Origin of the sequence: Gilliamella sp. wkB292 (assembly GCF_001690235.1) — a bacterium.
Classification (GTDB): domain Bacteria; phylum Pseudomonadota; class Gammaproteobacteria; order Enterobacterales; family Orbaceae; genus Gilliamella; species Gilliamella apicola_F.
The window spans coordinates 11,844-26,854 of record NZ_LZGO01000072.1 but is presented as its reverse complement, the minus strand read 5'-3'; the positions used below and the strand labels follow the sequence as shown (position 1 = coordinate 26,854).

Annotated in this window: 14 protein-coding genes; 7 read left to right on the top strand and 7 right to left on the bottom strand. The window is 33.9% G+C overall.

The genetic code is table 11. From position 1 onward, the window contains the following. Positions 1–47: 47 nt before the first annotated feature. The 3 genes from lolC to lolE are packed head-to-tail and all read left to right on the top strand — an operon-like array spanning position 48 to position 3,203. Positions 48–1,250 (top strand): lipoprotein-releasing ABC transporter permease subunit LolC, encoded by a 1,203-nt coding sequence (lolC, locus tag A9G09_RS09615; protein ID WP_065634667.1) that lies wholly within the window; start codon positions 48–50, stop codon positions 1,248–1,250. Continuing rightward, on the top strand, positions 1,243–1,959 hold the full coding sequence (gene lolD / locus A9G09_RS09610) for a lipoprotein-releasing ABC transporter ATP-binding protein LolD (protein WP_065634617.1): 717 nt from the start codon (positions 1,243–1,245) through the stop codon (positions 1,957–1,959). Before lolC ends, lolD begins: the two co-directional genes overlap by 8 nt. A 2-nt stretch (positions 1,960–1,961) precedes the next feature. Next, positions 1,962–3,203: a lipoprotein-releasing ABC transporter permease subunit LolE gene (gene lolE, locus A9G09_RS09605; protein ID WP_065634616.1), complete on the top strand. Its 1,242-nt coding sequence runs from the start codon at positions 1,962–1,964 to the stop codon at positions 3,201–3,203. A 54-nt stretch (positions 3,204–3,257) separates the two neighbouring features. Here the strand turns inward: lolE and A9G09_RS09600 are convergent, their stop codons facing one another. Together A9G09_RS09600 and A9G09_RS09595 are read right to left on the bottom strand one after the other, a co-directional pair. Further along, positions 3,258–4,016, bottom strand: a complete 759-nt coding sequence (locus A9G09_RS09600; RefSeq protein WP_065634615.1) for a rhomboid family intramembrane serine protease — start codon at positions 4,014–4,016, stop codon at positions 3,258–3,260. 49 nt (positions 4,017–4,065) lie between these two features. Continuing rightward, the gene (locus A9G09_RS09595) at positions 4,066–4,560 is read right to left on the bottom strand and encodes a GNAT family N-acetyltransferase (protein ID WP_065634614.1); all 495 of its coding nucleotides are present in this window, start codon (positions 4,558–4,560) and stop codon (positions 4,066–4,068) included. Between the two features lie 314 nt (positions 4,561–4,874). Between A9G09_RS09595 and A9G09_RS09590 the strand changes: the two genes are divergently transcribed. Beyond that, complete coding sequence (locus A9G09_RS09590) at positions 4,875–5,510, top strand: hypothetical protein (RefSeq protein ID WP_065634613.1); 636 nt, start codon at positions 4,875–4,877, stop codon at positions 5,508–5,510. Between the two features lie 995 nt (positions 5,511–6,505). Here the strand turns inward: A9G09_RS09590 and A9G09_RS09585 are convergent. After that, positions 6,506–7,087, bottom strand: coding sequence for a YigZ family protein (locus A9G09_RS09585; protein WP_065634612.1), 582 nt, complete (start codon positions 7,085–7,087; stop codon positions 6,506–6,508). 54 nt (positions 7,088–7,141) lie between these two features. On the opposite strand from A9G09_RS09585, the gene nfi reads away from it, so the two are divergent. After that, entirely contained in the window at positions 7,142–7,813 is a 672-nt protein-coding gene (gene nfi, locus A9G09_RS09580) for a deoxyribonuclease V (RefSeq protein WP_065634611.1), read from the top strand. Beyond that, the gene (locus tag A9G09_RS09575; RefSeq protein ID WP_065634610.1) at positions 7,803–8,549 is read left to right on the top strand and encodes a tRNA1(Val) (adenine(37)-N6)-methyltransferase; all 747 of its coding nucleotides are present in this window, start codon (positions 7,803–7,805) and stop codon (positions 8,547–8,549) included. Before nfi ends, A9G09_RS09575 begins: the two co-directional genes overlap by 11 nt. A 24-nt stretch (positions 8,550–8,573) precedes the next feature. On the opposite strand, the gene A9G09_RS09570 is transcribed toward A9G09_RS09575, so the two are convergent. The 4 genes from A9G09_RS09570 to apt form a co-directional block, all read right to left on the bottom strand. Further along, positions 8,574–9,974, bottom strand: coding sequence for a basic amino acid/polyamine antiporter (locus A9G09_RS09570; protein ID WP_065634609.1), 1,401 nt, complete (start codon positions 9,972–9,974; stop codon positions 8,574–8,576). Positions 9,975–10,025: 51 nt separating this feature from the next. After that, positions 10,026–10,796, bottom strand: a complete 771-nt coding sequence (gene ddaH, locus A9G09_RS09565; RefSeq protein WP_065634608.1) for a dimethylargininase — start codon at positions 10,794–10,796, stop codon at positions 10,026–10,028. Positions 10,797–11,140: 344 nt separating this feature from the next. After that, the gene (locus A9G09_RS09560) at positions 11,141–11,497 is read right to left on the bottom strand and encodes a PTS glucose transporter subunit IIA (protein ID WP_081297541.1); all 357 of its coding nucleotides are present in this window, start codon (positions 11,495–11,497) and stop codon (positions 11,141–11,143) included. A 271-nt stretch (positions 11,498–11,768) separates the two neighbouring features. Continuing rightward, positions 11,769–12,320: an adenine phosphoribosyltransferase gene (apt, locus tag A9G09_RS09555; protein ID WP_065634606.1), complete on the bottom strand. Its 552-nt coding sequence runs from the start codon at positions 12,318–12,320 to the stop codon at positions 11,769–11,771. A 1,245-nt stretch (positions 12,321–13,565) separates the two neighbouring features. Between apt and A9G09_RS09550 the strand changes: the two genes are divergently transcribed. After that, the gene (locus A9G09_RS09550) at positions 13,566–15,011 is read left to right on the top strand and encodes a sensor histidine kinase KdpD (RefSeq protein WP_065634605.1); all 1,446 of its coding nucleotides are present in this window, start codon (positions 13,566–13,568) and stop codon (positions 15,009–15,011) included.

Genomic DNA, 15,011 nt, shown 5'->3' with positions numbered 1-15,011 from the left:
GTAAACTTCATTAAAAGTTTTAGGTAATATATACGTTTATGTCAAAAATATTTCGCCCATTAGTTTTTTATATCGGTTTACGCTATGTTTATGGTCAAAAAACAGATGGCTTTGGTCGTTTTGTCTCTTGGTTATCGATGATAGGGATTATGCTAGGCTCGATTGGCTTAATTGTCGTGTTGTCGGTAATGAATGGGCTAGAAAATCAAATGCAAAATAGTATTTTAAAATTCTTCCCCCAAGCACAAATTACTTCAACGCAAGGTCGAATCGATCCTAATCTCACGCCAAGCACGCTTTTTAATAGTATTAAGGGCATCAATCGAATCACACCATTAGTGACTGGCGATGTAATATTACAAAGTGAACAAAGTATTACCGTAAGCACATTAATGGGCATTACAGCAGAAGATGAAGATCCTATCAATGATTATATTTATAGTGGCTCAATAGCTGATCTACAAGCTGGGCAATATAACGTGATTTTAGGGCAGACATTAGCAAATCAATTGGGGGTGACAGTTGGTGATAAAATTCGTTTGATGGTCACAGATGCCAGTCAGATTACCCCAGTAGGGCGGATCCCTTCTCAGCGTTTATTCAATATTGTTGGGTTATTTTCGGTCAATCATGATATCAATCAAGCGCTAATTTATATTAACCAATCCGATGCAAGAAATCTGTTACGTTATCCCGCTAATATGATTACAAGCTGGCGTCTATTTTTAGATAACCCTCTAAATATCGCAGTGGTAACAAATACGCCTTTACCCGATGGTTTGATATTTAATGATTGGCGTGCCAAACGCGGGGAGTTATTTCAGGCTATAAAAATGGAAAAGAATGTGATGGGCTTATTGATAAGCTTAATTGTTATTGTCGCTGCATTTAATATCATCACTTCGTTAAGTTTATTAGTGATGGAAAAACAAGGTGAAGTTGCAATCCTGAAAACTCAAGGATTATCACGATTTAAAATTATGCTGATTTTTATTATTCAAGGTGCCAGTTCGGGCGTGATGGGGACGTTATTAGGCAGTATTATTGGCCTGTTACTTGCTTTGAATTTGAATGAACTTATGCAAGTTTTGGGGTTATCATTTGCAGGTATTGAGTTACCTTCGTTGGTTGAACCATCACAAATTATATTTATTATCATTGGATTGCTTATGTTATCGCTAATTTCAACTATCTATCCTGCTTATCGTGCAGCCAATATTCAACCTGCCGAGGCTTTACGTTATGAATAATTCAGAAATACTACTTTGCGCTAAAAATCTTTATAAAACCTATAAAGAAGGCAAAATGGTGACCGAAGTGTTAAAAAATGTATCATTTGATATCTATCGTAGCGATATGTTAGCTATTATTGGAAGCTCTGGCTCGGGTAAAAGTACACTTTTACATTTGCTCGGTGGCTTAGATAAACCAACATCTGGCGAAATCTTATTTAAATCACAACAACTTAATCAATTGTCTGAAGTGCAAAAAGCGCATTTACGTAATCAAGAAATTGGTTTTGTTTATCAGTTTCATCACCTTTTACCCGATTTTACTGCACTTGAAAATGTGGCGATGCCGTTATTAATTGGTGGTGTTTCGGCTAACGAAGCTAAAAAACGGGCAATGGCAATGTTAGAATCGGTTAACTTAGTGAAACGAGCAAACCATCGACCGGCTGAACTTTCGGGTGGGGAACGCCAACGAGTCGCTATTGGCCGTGCATTAATCAATAATCCTGCATTAGTGATGGCGGATGAACCAACAGGAAATCTCGATAAATCAACTGCCGATACTATTTTTGATTTGTTAATTCGATTAAATCGTGAACACGGCACCGCTTTTTTAGTGGTTACGCATGATTTAAGTTTGGCCAAAAAGCTGGATAAACAGTTAATTATGAGTGATGGGCAATTGTTGAGTAATTGTGAGTCAAACAAACCGTTACTGGAAAATTAACTATGAATTTATCATTAATAACGGCTATTAAATTTCGAAAAGGTCGGCGTAAAAGTGGCATGCTGTCTTTAATCTCGATTATCTCAACAATGAGTATCGCTATTGGTATTGCTGCTTTAATAATTGGCTTAAGTGCGATGAATGGTTTTGAACGCGAATTACATAATCGTGTTTTATCGGTTGTACCGCATGGACAATTATATCCGCAATATGGCAATTTAGAACAATGGCGTCAGGTGCAAAAAGAGTTAAAAGAAAATAAGGATATTGTTTCAGCAGTGCCTTTTGTCAATTTTACTGGTTTGATTGAAAATGGTAGCAAACTTGGTGCGGTTGAAGTACAAGGTATCGATCCTGAACAAGAAAGCCAAACAAGCGCGCTGCCTAAATTTGTATTGAATAACAAATGGCAAGAATTTAAATCTGATAGTCAACAGGTGATTATTGGTGCAGGATTAGCCAAAACATTATCAATAAAAGAGGGCAGCTGGGTTTCGTTATTACTTCCAGTATCAACCAATGGCTCAACTCAACTTAAACAACCAAAGCGCGTACGTTTACACGTTATTGGTATTTTAGATTTAAGTGGTAGCTTAAGTAATAATGTGGCTTTAGTGCCTCTAGCTGATGCACAAAAGTTGCTGGACATGGGTGACAGTGTCACGGGTGTTATGGTTAATGTCGATAAAGTATTCGATGCAAGCCGTATTATTGCTCAAGCTACATTGGGTTTGAATATGAATTTGTCTTTTAATAGTTGGGAAAACGCTTATGGTTTTATGTACCGAGATATTCAGATGATAAGACAAATTATGTATCTGGCGATGATTGTAGTTATTGGCGTTGCTTGTTTTAATATTGTATCTACACTTGTTATTGCTGTGAAAGATAAGCAACGTGATATTGCTATACTTAAAACGCTTGGTGCAACCAATGGCCTGATCAAACATATCTTTATTTGGTATGGCATTATTTCTGGATTGATTGGGAGTTTAATGGGCGTAATATTAGGTGTTGTAATTGCATGGCAATTATCAAATATTATGAAAGTAGTCGAATCACTGATGGGACATAAAATTTTAAATAGCCATATCTATTTTGTCGATTTTTTACCCTCAGAAATTCATTTTACCGATGTCGCTATAGTATTTGTTACAGCTATGTTATTAAGCTTAGTTGCGAGTTATTATCCTGCTAAGCGAGCTTGTAAAGTCGATCCTGCTCGTATTTTAAATAGTTTTTAGCGATATATTTTCATTACAAAAGCGCGGTATGAAATGAATCATTCGCGCTTTTTTTCAGTCATTTTTATGATATAGCTCCAGATATTTGTAAAATAATTCTTCATATGGGGTTAATTCATAGACCAATAAAACGAATATAGCCGCTACAATTACAAGTAAAGTTAAAAGCAGTATCATGCCTAATTTACTTGGATAATGGGCCAATTTAAGACAAGTAAAGAGAGCAAAGCTTATGATAAATCCGCTAATCGCGCCCGCTACATGGGCAATATTATTAATAGACGGTAACAATCCCAGTCCTGCGGTTAAGACTAAACTAATTAAGATAGCTTTGATTGGCATTTCTTCGAAATTAGTTTTAAATACTAAACTATAAGCTAATAGTGAGGTGATAACACCAATAATGGCGCCCGACGCACCGCAGCTAACCACATGTTGATAAAGTAAAAAAAAGTCACTGATTAAGTTAGCAAACAAACCGGAAAACAAGTAGATCCCAATATACACAAAAGTTGGTATGCGTTTTTCTAAAATAGGGCCTACGCTCCATAAGGCAAGCATGTTCATTACTAAATGTGTCAAATCAGCATGCACAAACATACTGGTAAATAAGCGCCAATATTCATGGTAAAATAAGGTTAATTCCGCATTATCTGCTCCCCAAAGAATAAGGAATTGTTCATCAGTCATATAGGTTAATGTAGTGAAACCTAATAATCGTGATACCACAAAATAACCCACATTTAACATTATTAAAACATTTGTGATTTTAGCTTGTGATGTAAGTATTTTTAATACATTGACTATGCGCATTAAAAAAAGATCCTTTATAACAGTAGGGAATAATGAGTAATGATGAAAATCAGGGCAATCGCTTACCAAGTATAATTAAGTCACGTTGAACGCCATCAAGCTCAGCAATATTGGGAAATAGTCCCCATTGTTGATATTGCATTTTTTTAAACAACGCTAAGCTTGGAATATTATGACCAAAGATATAGCTCATAATAGCTGTTATACCTATTTTTTGAGCAAATTGCTCAATATGTTTTACTGTATCTTGACCAATTTGTTTACCACGAAAATCTTGGTGGATATAAAGACTAATTTCGACTGTTTTATTATAGGCAGGTCGTCCATAAAAGGATGATAAACTAACCCAACCGCATGGTTGATTATGGTATTGAATTAACCAAAGTGGGCGGTTTTGAGGGTTATGTTGTTCAAACCATGCCACTTTGCTTTGTACTGAAACAGTTTTTGTATCAGCTGTCACCATGCGGCTAGCAATGGTTGAATTGTAGACATCAACGATAAAAGGTAAATCAGCTAAAGTGGCATCGCGGTAGGTGATCATATTTTCAATTATTAAAGACTATTTTCACATCATTGTAATGAGATTATCTATATCAAGCAACTATTGAATTGTACTAATCTATACTGAAAAAATGAACAAAAATACTTTTCAAGATGATAGCTTACGACAAAGAGTTTCGCAGTAAATAATCGTTATATAACGATTAAATTCTTTATATTTTTTAGTCAACAGAACAACCTGTCAAAAAATTCAATAGCCATTTTCGCAAAATAATATTATTTTATGAAAAATATTTTGATTTTTTACAAAAAAGACAATTAAAATCTAAATAAAATAGTAATAAGGAAAAAATAATGAAAAAACAGGTAAAAGAACCATATATTGCTTTTGATCCTGAACAGGCAACATTTTTATTTGATCGCCATTTTAAATTACAATCACGCGATGAAATCCTCCCCAAAATTGCTAAAATGATTCACCACATGTTTCTCCCTAAAAAAAGGTTTTTATGTTTAGGTGGATCGATCGTTGCTTTTATCCTCATTGTTTTAATTACGGCAACATTTCGTCTGCCAATGAAAATGATGACTAGTGTGGCATTTATTATTATGCTCTTTGGAATTGGTATGGTGTTCTCTTTAATTAGCCATTATATAGCTGTCTTTTCCGAAATAAGACGATTAAAAAAACTTTACAAAAATGCACAATGGCCATGTGAGTCATACTGTGCTTTTTATGAAGAAGGCTTCTATTATAAAGCAATGGACATGGAAGGGGTTTTCTACTGGGAGGACTTTATGTGTATTATGGTAACGCATGAAGTACTCTCTTTCAACTTTTGCCCAGCCGAAACACCAAAAGGCAAAGAAATGAAAAAATTCTATCCGCGCTTAGATACCTTTTATATGTTCATTCATGGCGATCGGCAAATACTAGAACTGATGATAATCCTCAGCCAAGAAATTGGTGATCTGGTTGAGTTTAGGTAGACATAGGAGATTTTGGGTTAGTTTGGTTTTTGGATGTAATTATCGTTATGAAAAAACATTAAACTATTAACGTCTGAAATTCTACCTAATCCAAATTATGCGAGTTTTTAACCCTTTTTTTTGACCTTATTTTAAATCAAATAAAATCAATAATTTACAAGTTCATTAAAAAAAAGGGGTTGAACCACCCAAAACACTATTTACCTTTGTCCAAACACAGTTTATAGTATTTGACACGCTAGTTCACTGCCGTGTAGGTAGTTTAGAAAGCTGTCATTAATGCAAATGAACGGGTTTTAGCGTTCACTGCCGTGTAGGTAGTTTAGAAATATTGTCGGTGCGCCTAAACAACGTTTGCAAGGTTCACTGCCGTGTAGGTAGTTAAATAATCCTCTCAGACTAAAAGTCTACCCAAAATCCAAGGACAGGCGTGCGTTTTCGTATAGCCTTCCTAAAATGACAAAGTCTATTAAAAGATCTAAAATAGTTCCACTCACAAATATAAAAATAGATAAATAAGTTATTGATATTGTTAAATTTAATATTTGCACAATGATAAAACGCTGACAAATGAGAGTAGTGCATGTCTATAGGATGTTAGGTAAGGTACGGCCTTTGTTAGCAACAAATCAGCAAACTACACAACGCGAAGAACAAGGGACGTTGCAGACCCCCTTTCTAGCATTTTGTGGCGCACATTTTTATGGAAAAAATTTGAACAGATGATGGTTCGAAGAGGTAAGTATCCTAGATGACACAGGTAGCTTCGGGGGATTTTTCACAAATCTCCCAATTCGGGCGTTTTTACTGAAAAGAAAAATCACCCAATTATTAGTGCCCAAAAATTAAGAATTAAAGAAACGAATTTCTTAATAAATAGAAACAATTCTTTCTTAGACGTTGAAGTAAAGTGGGCATTTTAGTATAAACCTCAATATCGCCAAACCATTAATGTCCTAAATCATAAAAAATAGTAACATAACATTTTCAGAATGTTATTTCTCTATCACCACTCTACCACGTGTTATATCACTGATATTTTTTTGTAATGTTGCTATTTTATCTTGGGTGATTGCTAATCTAACTTCTACGCCTTCGGCGTCAAAATCTTGATGTTCGATAATGGCATCAAGTTCTTTTAGGCGATTTTCAATAATCGGCCATTCGTTATAGTAGCAGTGAAATTGTAGAGGAATACGGGTTATGAGTTCGATCAACTGGGCTTGTTGTAAGCAGTGGCTGGCGCTGCCACCGTAAGCACGAATTAATCCACCTGTACCTAATTTTATGCCACCAAAATAGCGCGTAACCACTACCACGACTTGATCGCAATCCTGTCCTTCAATTGCTGATAGAATAGGGCGACCTGCGGTGCTGGTGGGTTCGCCATCGTCATTGAAGCGGTAGTGTTGACCGATTTTCCATGCCCAGCAGTTGTGGGTAGCATTAATATCGCTAACTTGTTCAATAAATTGGCTTGCCTGATCGGCAGTGGTGACGGGCGCAGCATTGACGATAAAACGGCTTTTTTTTATTTCTTCAGTCAATTCAACTGGATTTGTTAATGTATATGGCATACTAATTCTGTTAAAATCACTTTATTGCCGATAATAATACCCAGCAGAATAAAAATGTCTATCAATTTAGCACAATTAAAGCAATCCCAGCAAAGCTTAGCCAATCAGGTAAAATTGGTTGATGATTTTAATCCCACAATAAAGTTAGTGGGGGGGACCGATGTTGGATTTGAAGATGACGGTCATGTCACTCGAGCGGCTATTGTCATTTTAACTTATCCTGATTTTAAAGTAGTTGAGTATCATATTGCACGCTTAAAAACTGAATTTCCTTATATTCCCGGTTATTTATCGTTTCGTGAATATCCCGCTTTACTTAGCGCTTGGGAGCAAGTGAAGCATAAACCAGATCTTTTATTGGTCGATGGTCAAGGTGTTGCGCATCCGAGGCGTTTGGGTATTGCCAGCCATTTAGGATTATTGTTAGATATGCCAACTATTGGTGTGGCAAAAAAACGCTTATGTGGTCAATTTTCTCCGATTCCTAAAATAGCGGGTCAAGTTACCCCATTAGTTGATAAGCAACAACAAATTGGTTGGGTGTTACAAAGTAAAAATAATTGTAATCCATTATTCATCTCGCCGGGTCATCGTGTTAGCCAAGATAGTGCGTTAGAATGGGTAACACGCTGTTTACGTGGTTATCGTTTGCCTGAACCGACGCGTTGGGCTGATGCCATTGCTTCGAATAAACCGTTATTTAAAAAGAGTCTTGATGCCAAATAATCATTTATCACTCAAAAAAGGTGGTTTTACCTTTAAACATTTTTTTGTCGCTCATGATAAAAGCCCGATGAAAGTAACAACCGATAGTTGTTTATTAGGCGCCTGGGCACCGATTGCACATGCACCTAAACAGGTACTTGATATTGGCACGGGTTGTGGTGTGATTGCTTTAATGTTAGCCGCGCGCCTTATTAATCATGATTGTCAGGTTGATGCTATTGATATTGATAAACAAGCTGTAAACCAGTGTCAGCAAAATGCCTTTTCTGCTGATTTTAGCAAGGTTAACGCCATTGAGGGAGATATCAATCAATTTAGAACAGAGTCATCTGGTTGTTATGATCTGATTGTTACCAATCCTCCCTATTTTGAATCAGCCGTTGATTGCCGTGATCGTCAAAGGCAATTAGCTCGGTATACTGAAAGTTTGAGCTATCAACAGCTTCTTGATGTTGTAAAACGGTTATTAAGCATAAAGGGTAGGTTTTGTTTGGTTTTGCCTTATCACTTATCCAATCAATTTAAGTTATTAGCTAAGTCTAATCATTTATATTTACAGCAAGAACTCAAAGTTAAGTACTCTGCCAACAAATCCTTTTCTTTGTCATTAATGACTTTTGCTTTTCAGCCTTGTGATGCTGTTTTGGAACAGCATCTTTGTATGCGAGATGAGGATGGGCGCTATTCCGATGATTTTCGAGCTTTATTGGTCGATTTTTATCTGTTTCGAAAATAATGCTTGATAATTCGTTTAATAGCTTTACACATAAAAATATAGAATCGCAGTCATCCCTAATATGACAATAGTTATGGCATAGATTTTGTCATGTAAAAAACTAAAAGCTGGAAGTGATCGTTGTTTTCTTGCATAGAGATAAAATAATAAACCTACACTGTATAAAATCATAGAGAGTAATAAGTAAACAATGCCTCCAGCATAAATCAACCAAAATCCATAAATTGAACCAATACTACCAATAAAAATTAAGTAGGTTTTTCGTTGTTTAACCGCCAATTTAAAAACAAATAGCGCCGAAAGTAAGTAGGGGATTAACACCATTGATGTTGAGAGTTGAATTAGGGTGTTATAACCAGATTGATAGAAGTGGGCAAGAATGATTAAAACACTAATTAGCACGGTGGTAAGCCACAATGCATTAACAGGTGTGCCGTTTTTATTGATCTTACCAAAATAACTCGGTACAGTGTGTCTGCTGCCATGTCCGGTTAAAAATAGCATTTCAGCTGCGAGTAATAACCAAGAGAGTAACCCGCCACTGACCGAAACAATTAAACCAATATTTATAAATGTCGCTCCCCAACTGCCAACCACTCGTTCGATCACCCAAGCCATGGATGGATTTTTCATTTCGGCAAGTTCTTGTTGGGGTACGATTCCTAGCGATAAAACCGAAACGCATACTAATAATAGGCTAGTAATTGCAAAGCCAAAAAAGGTTGCTCGGCTAATGCTTAAAATTGTTTTCGCCCGTGACGCATAAACCGTCGCACTTTCGATACCTAAATAAACCCATACCGTGTAGAGCATGGTATGTTTGACCTGATCAATGACCGATCCTAATTGTGGTGTTCCCCAAAAATTGGTGTCAAAGGTATCGATTTTAAATGCAAGAATCACGCAAATAATAAACAAACCAATGGGCACAATTTTAGCCAGAGTAACTAAACAATTTAATAAAAATGCGCGATAAATTCCCTTTAAAATAAAAGTATGGACAATCCATAAAAAAAGCAAACCACCCATGACAGCTGGCAATGTGGTACCATTGCCAAAAAAACTCAAACAGTCAAACGAGCCTAATGCACTGAATAAAATGACTAAATAGCTGGCACAAGACATCCAGGCGGATATCCAATATCCCCATGCTGCATTAAAGCCGATATAGTCACCAAAACCTTCACGAACATAGCCGTATAATCCATCATTGATTTTGTAAAATCGAATCGATAAATATTGAAAGATTCGTGTTAGCATTAACATGCCAATTAAGGTTATTACCCAAGCAATTAAAATTGATCCGGCGCCCGATGCTTCGGCCATATTTTGCGGCAAACTAAAAATACCACTGCCAACAATACTGCCTACCACTAACAAGGTTAGTGGCAAAATACCAAGTTTTGTTTTTGTAGGTGTATTCATGTTGTTATCTTTTTTAAAGGGTTAAAAATAGCGTCATTTAATACATCAACATTAAAATCGTAGTGACATGCAGCTAACCCCCCCGTCAACTTTACGATATTCAGATGTATCGACTTCGATGACTTGATAACCTAATGCTTCGATTTTTGTTTTTGTGATCGGATAACCGGCTGGCATAATGACGCGATCATTAACCCAAATACAGTTAGCGGCATAGCTTTCTTGCTCAGGAATTTCAATGATATTAAGGTGTTGAAATTCAGGTTTAGTGATAAATTCGCCAGCTGCAAGTAAATTATTATTTTCCAAATAGGCAAGGCCTGTTTTTAAATGGAGAACCTTTTCTAAAGTAACAACTGATCCTGTCATGCCATATTTTTTTAATATGGCAATCATTTGATCGGCACCAGCTTGATTGGTACGCGCCGATAAACCAATATAATAATGATCACCAACCATCATAATATCGCCAGCTTCAACCGTTCCCGGTGCTGTAATGGCTTCGACTTTATTTGGATAAAAACGTTCAATGGTATCGGCAATGATAGTTGTTTCATCTCGTCGACTTTCGGCACCAGGTCTTGTGATTATTGCACAATGCGGCGTACAAAGTACGGCATCTTCAACAAATACAGAATCAGGAAAACGTTCATCAGCGGGAAGAATGGTGATGTCAACATCGCATTGCTGTAAAGCGCGAATGTAATCATTATGCTGATCTAAGGCTTTTTGATAATCGGGCTTACCTAAATTAGCTGATGTTAGCCCATTAATTAGTGATTTAGCGGGTGTTCTGGCAATAATATGACTAAATTTTTTCATTTTTTATTTATTTCCTTTTTTAATAATTATGCTTTATTTTTGAATAATAATTCACATTAAATGCTTAATCAAGTGTTAATTTGATTTTTTATGCAATTATTTTGTTTGTTTAATTGTTGTTAGTAAAATTTGAGATTATGACTTTCACGGGTTTTTTAATGATAGAACGTAACAATTTAGTCATTTGAGTACTTGGTTTTGTGATACTTAGCTTTGTTTTGATAGTATCAGTAATCGAACAGGGCTAATCACTGTTGCCTAAGGGTATTGTAATTGTCATAAAATTATTACGGTTGGTTATCGCTATTGCTATTAACAAATTAATTCTATTCTTCTTTATTAAGCTATTGGTATCGAATTGAATGAGTTATCGCTTTTTTAATTTTGTCGCCAGTATTGATAAATGCCTTAAAATATTTGCCTTCCAGCGCGACTGTTTTTTGTCCAATATAGATCAGTAATTCATCCCCTAATTCGGATATTGAACCCACGGCGTGTTTGCTATGAAATAGTCCATTCACTATGTCATCAAAAGGCACATAAATGGGGGCTTCAAGTGGTTTAATGGCAATACCTTTACCAATCTTCTTCAAGGAAGATAGTGTCAGGGCTTTTTTAATTGATTTAACTGTCCTCAATTGGTGAATAGATGACTTATTGATTGTTTGTAATGTGGCGCAGTACGTTTTGAACAATGTCATTCAATAATTATTATGTAGGGCGTTATTGACTAATTTATCATGTATAGCAAGGTTATTTTCAACAATTGAAATTGCATTTTGATATCTATCCCAATAGTAGGATAATCCCTTTGACATCGAGAGCAGTCTAAGTATTGCATCAATAAGTGGATTTTTTGAGCGGGCTCGATATATAAAAAATTATTTGGATTTTTCAATGATATCATTGATGAAAAAATAGGAGCCTGCCAAGTACAATAGGGCGAAAGTTTCGCCCTAATATTAAGGTGGATTATTTTCCTTCGAAATCAACGAGTGTAAAACAATTAATACCAGCTTGAGTTAATTTGGTTTTACCTTGTAAATCAGGTAAGTTGATAACAAAAGCGGCATCTTCTGCAATACCACCACATCTCTGTATTAATTTTGCTGTTGCTGCAACTGTGCCACCCGTAGCCAACAGATCATCAATTATCAATACGCGCTCTCCAGAATTGATCGCATCGGAATGAATTTCGAGCGTATCTGTACCATATTCAAGTTGATATTCTTCTTTAAATACATGGCGAGGTAGCTTATTTGGTTTTCTAACCGGCACAAAACCAACACCTAAAGCTAACGCAATGGGTGCAGCGAAGATAAAGCCTCGCGCTTCAGTACCCACAACTTTATCGATTTTTTTATCTTTATAATGATCAATTAATAGATCAACAGAAGTCTTAAACGCGATAGGATCTTCTAATAAGCTGGTAATATCGCGAAATAAAATGCCTTTTTTAGGGTAGTCTGGAATAGTGATAATACTGTTTTTAATCAGTGTAAGTTTTTCTTGTATATGAGTCATGTTAGATGTTCTCTACATTTTTCTATAACAATGGCTAATCTTCTATTATATACCTTTGCGCTCAATGCTGGCAATAATCAATGAGTCTTTAGCACTTTAGTAACTATCATTTTATTCATATCTAATACTCAATATTTTATTAAGTAAAGATTATGTAAATTTAGACATTTTGGAAATTTTATTCGTACAGTTGTTTTAATTAACTGCTACAAACACACTTAGTTAAACTAATAATCTTGATTATTTTATTATATTGAAAAATCTAAGCAATTTACTTGTTAAATAATTGAGTGATATATTTTGTAAAATTAACTTACGAACTAATAAATGATAACCAAACACTATTTTTCTTTTTCTTTATAAATAATTTATACATCATTTATAGCTATTTATTTTTTTGTTATGATCGCCTATGATAGACGAACCTATTAATAGCTTGCCTATTAGAAGAGTGATCTATTATTTTCTTTGTGGTTCAATACATTGTCATAGATCTAAATTAGTTGTAATAATTAGGTTATCAAGTTATATCATCAACTAATTGAAAATGTGTCAAATTTAATAGAAATTGACTACAATCGAAAATAATATGTAAATCTAACGAAATGATTTCAATATTATAATTGATTTTGACATAACTTCTCGTAATTTGATTAATATAATGAGCAGTATATATGCATTATTTGTATTGATGATATCAAAATGTATGTTACAAATTATCAGTAATTTTTTTAACAAATATTCAAAGTAATATAACTAAAATTTAAAATTATTGTTAATAATAAAAACATGTTCCAATAATTTTTTGTAAATGGCTTTTTTACAATTTTTTGCAATTAAATACAAAAAATAGACAGTTTAATTAACAAAAAGATGATAATTGCACAAATTTTTCACAAAAATAAAATTATAAGGTTAATTATCAAAAATAAGTTGTTGCTTAGCTTTTTATGGTTATTTTTATCCAAAAAATAAGGTTAAACCTTAATTTGTTTGATGTCGGTATTGCTTAATTCAAATAAGTGATAGGTTTATGAATTTAGCTTTAGTAATTGAACTTTAATCTCCATTACTCTATGGATATCTTAAAAAGATTAAAAAATTCATAGTAGTTTTGGGTGTTAAGCACCTGTGGAAGTTATTTTTTATTTGGTAATTTATATTGAAAGTGGTGTGACGTTTATCGTAAAAACATCAATGAAAACAATGTTAATTTAAACAGTTTGCTATTATAAAAATTAATTTATGAAAACATTAACAGCAATTTTATCAATTTTTATATTTATTATTGCTATTAGCTATTTAAGTTGGTGGAGTACTGAAAATAAAGGTTTTATAACTCCAAATAACCGACAAAAACTAGTGCAGACTTGCTTCGAAAATGTAAATACTATGATTGAATCTTGTTTTAGCCAATGTTCAATGCATTTTGATCGTTTTAATTTGGATTTAAAAAATAAAGAAAATGATATTGAACGTTTGCTGGAAACTCAAAATAGTATACAAAACTACTTGGAAATTGAGAGAAATAAAATTAGCTGTTTAATTAGTCCAAATCATAAATATTGGACTAAATTAACAGAACCAATCAAATATGAGAAAACTACTTTAAGTAATCACAATATCATATCAGAATTATTTCCAGCTAAATTTAGCTTGTACCAAGATTATAATCATATACTCTATTGGTTAATTGAGGATAATACCATAATTGGTTCAGAGTTTTATTCAATAGATAAAGGCATTGAAAATCCATTCTTTGCTGATAAAGTATCAATAGGTAATAATTTTACCTTACTTAATCATGATAAGCAGATCCATTCAAAAGAGAAACTATATAGCAATAATATCAAAATTAATCTTGATTATCTTTCCCCATTTTGGAAAGTACTCTATTATTTTGAAATAAAATCTTTAACTTACTCTTATGCGTTTTTTATTTTTTTAATTATTTTGTTTACTATATTACTTATTCTGACAATTATATATTTTTATCGAAAATACTTTCAAACCTTATGTAAGGCTGAGCCAAAACTAAATTTAGCAGATCAACTTTCCCACGAGTTTAAGATCCCTTTAACTAATATCATACTATATAGCGAAATATTAAAAGAAAAATTAAGTAATGAACCTTGTCAACTCATTGATTATATCGATGTTATTATTTGCGAAAGTAAAAGGTTAACACGGTTAGTCCAAAATGTTTTGACTTTTAATAAGATGATAAAACTGAATATAAAGTCTGTAAATATAACAAAGCTTGTTCGACAAGTTTATTCTACATTTAAACCAGTTTTTGACAGTAAATCGTTACAATTCAATCTAATTATAAACTCTAAAAAAGAGTGTTTTATCGATACTGATGAAGATAGTGTTGTGCATATAATCTGCAATTTTCTAAATAATGCTGAAAAATATGCATCGGATGGTAAAAAAGTTGATTTAGTATTAAATAAACAAAAAAGTAAAATTGTGGTTACTGTTCGTGATTATGGGAAAGGTATTCCTAATCATTTATTAGAACAGATGTTTAGACCATTTTATAGCATAAATTTATCATCTGCAGAAGAATATTCTGGCACAGGTATTGGACTTACAATTGCTAAGCAATTAGCAAATAATTTGAATGCAACTATTGAAGTAACTAATCAAAAACCAGGTGTTGCTTTCTCATTGATTTTGACGGAGTAA

What these genes read in the sequence shown, in the direction of transcription:
- lolD (WP_065634617.1), top strand. Translation starts at nt 1,243, where the DNA reads ATGAATAATTCAGAAATACTACTTTGCGCTAAAAATCTTTATAAAACC.
- lolE (WP_065634616.1), top strand. Translation starts at nt 1,962, where the DNA reads ATGAATTTATCATTAATAACGGCTATTAAATTTCGAAAAGGTCGGCGT.
- A9G09_RS09600 (WP_065634615.1), bottom strand. Translation starts at nt 4,016, where the DNA reads ATGCGCATAGTCAATGTATTAAAAATACTTACATCACAAGCTAAAATC.
- A9G09_RS09595 (WP_065634614.1), bottom strand. Translation starts at nt 4,560, where the DNA reads ATGATCACCTACCGCGATGCCACTTTAGCTGATTTACCTTTTATCGTT.
- A9G09_RS09590 (WP_065634613.1), top strand. Translation starts at nt 4,875, where the DNA reads ATGAAAAAACAGGTAAAAGAACCATATATTGCTTTTGATCCTGAACAG.
- A9G09_RS09585 (WP_065634612.1), bottom strand. Translation starts at nt 7,087, where the DNA reads ATGCCATATACATTAACAAATCCAGTTGAATTGACTGAAGAAATAAAA.
- nfi (WP_065634611.1), top strand. Translation starts at nt 7,142, where the DNA reads ATGTCTATCAATTTAGCACAATTAAAGCAATCCCAGCAAAGCTTAGCC.
- A9G09_RS09575 (WP_065634610.1), top strand. Translation starts at nt 7,803, where the DNA reads ATGCCAAATAATCATTTATCACTCAAAAAAGGTGGTTTTACCTTTAAA.
- A9G09_RS09570 (WP_065634609.1), bottom strand. Translation starts at nt 9,974, where the DNA reads ATGAATACACCTACAAAAACAAAACTTGGTATTTTGCCACTAACCTTG.
- ddaH (WP_065634608.1), bottom strand. Translation starts at nt 10,796, where the DNA reads ATGAAAAAATTTAGTCATATTATTGCCAGAACACCCGCTAAATCACTA.
- A9G09_RS09560 (WP_081297541.1), bottom strand. Translation starts at nt 11,497, where the DNA reads ATGACATTGTTCAAAACGTACTGCGCCACATTACAAACAATCAATAAG.
- apt (WP_065634606.1), bottom strand. Translation starts at nt 12,320, where the DNA reads ATGACTCATATACAAGAAAAACTTACACTGATTAAAAACAGTATTATC.
- A9G09_RS09550 (WP_065634605.1), top strand. Translation starts at nt 13,566, where the DNA reads ATGAAAACATTAACAGCAATTTTATCAATTTTTATATTTATTATTGCT.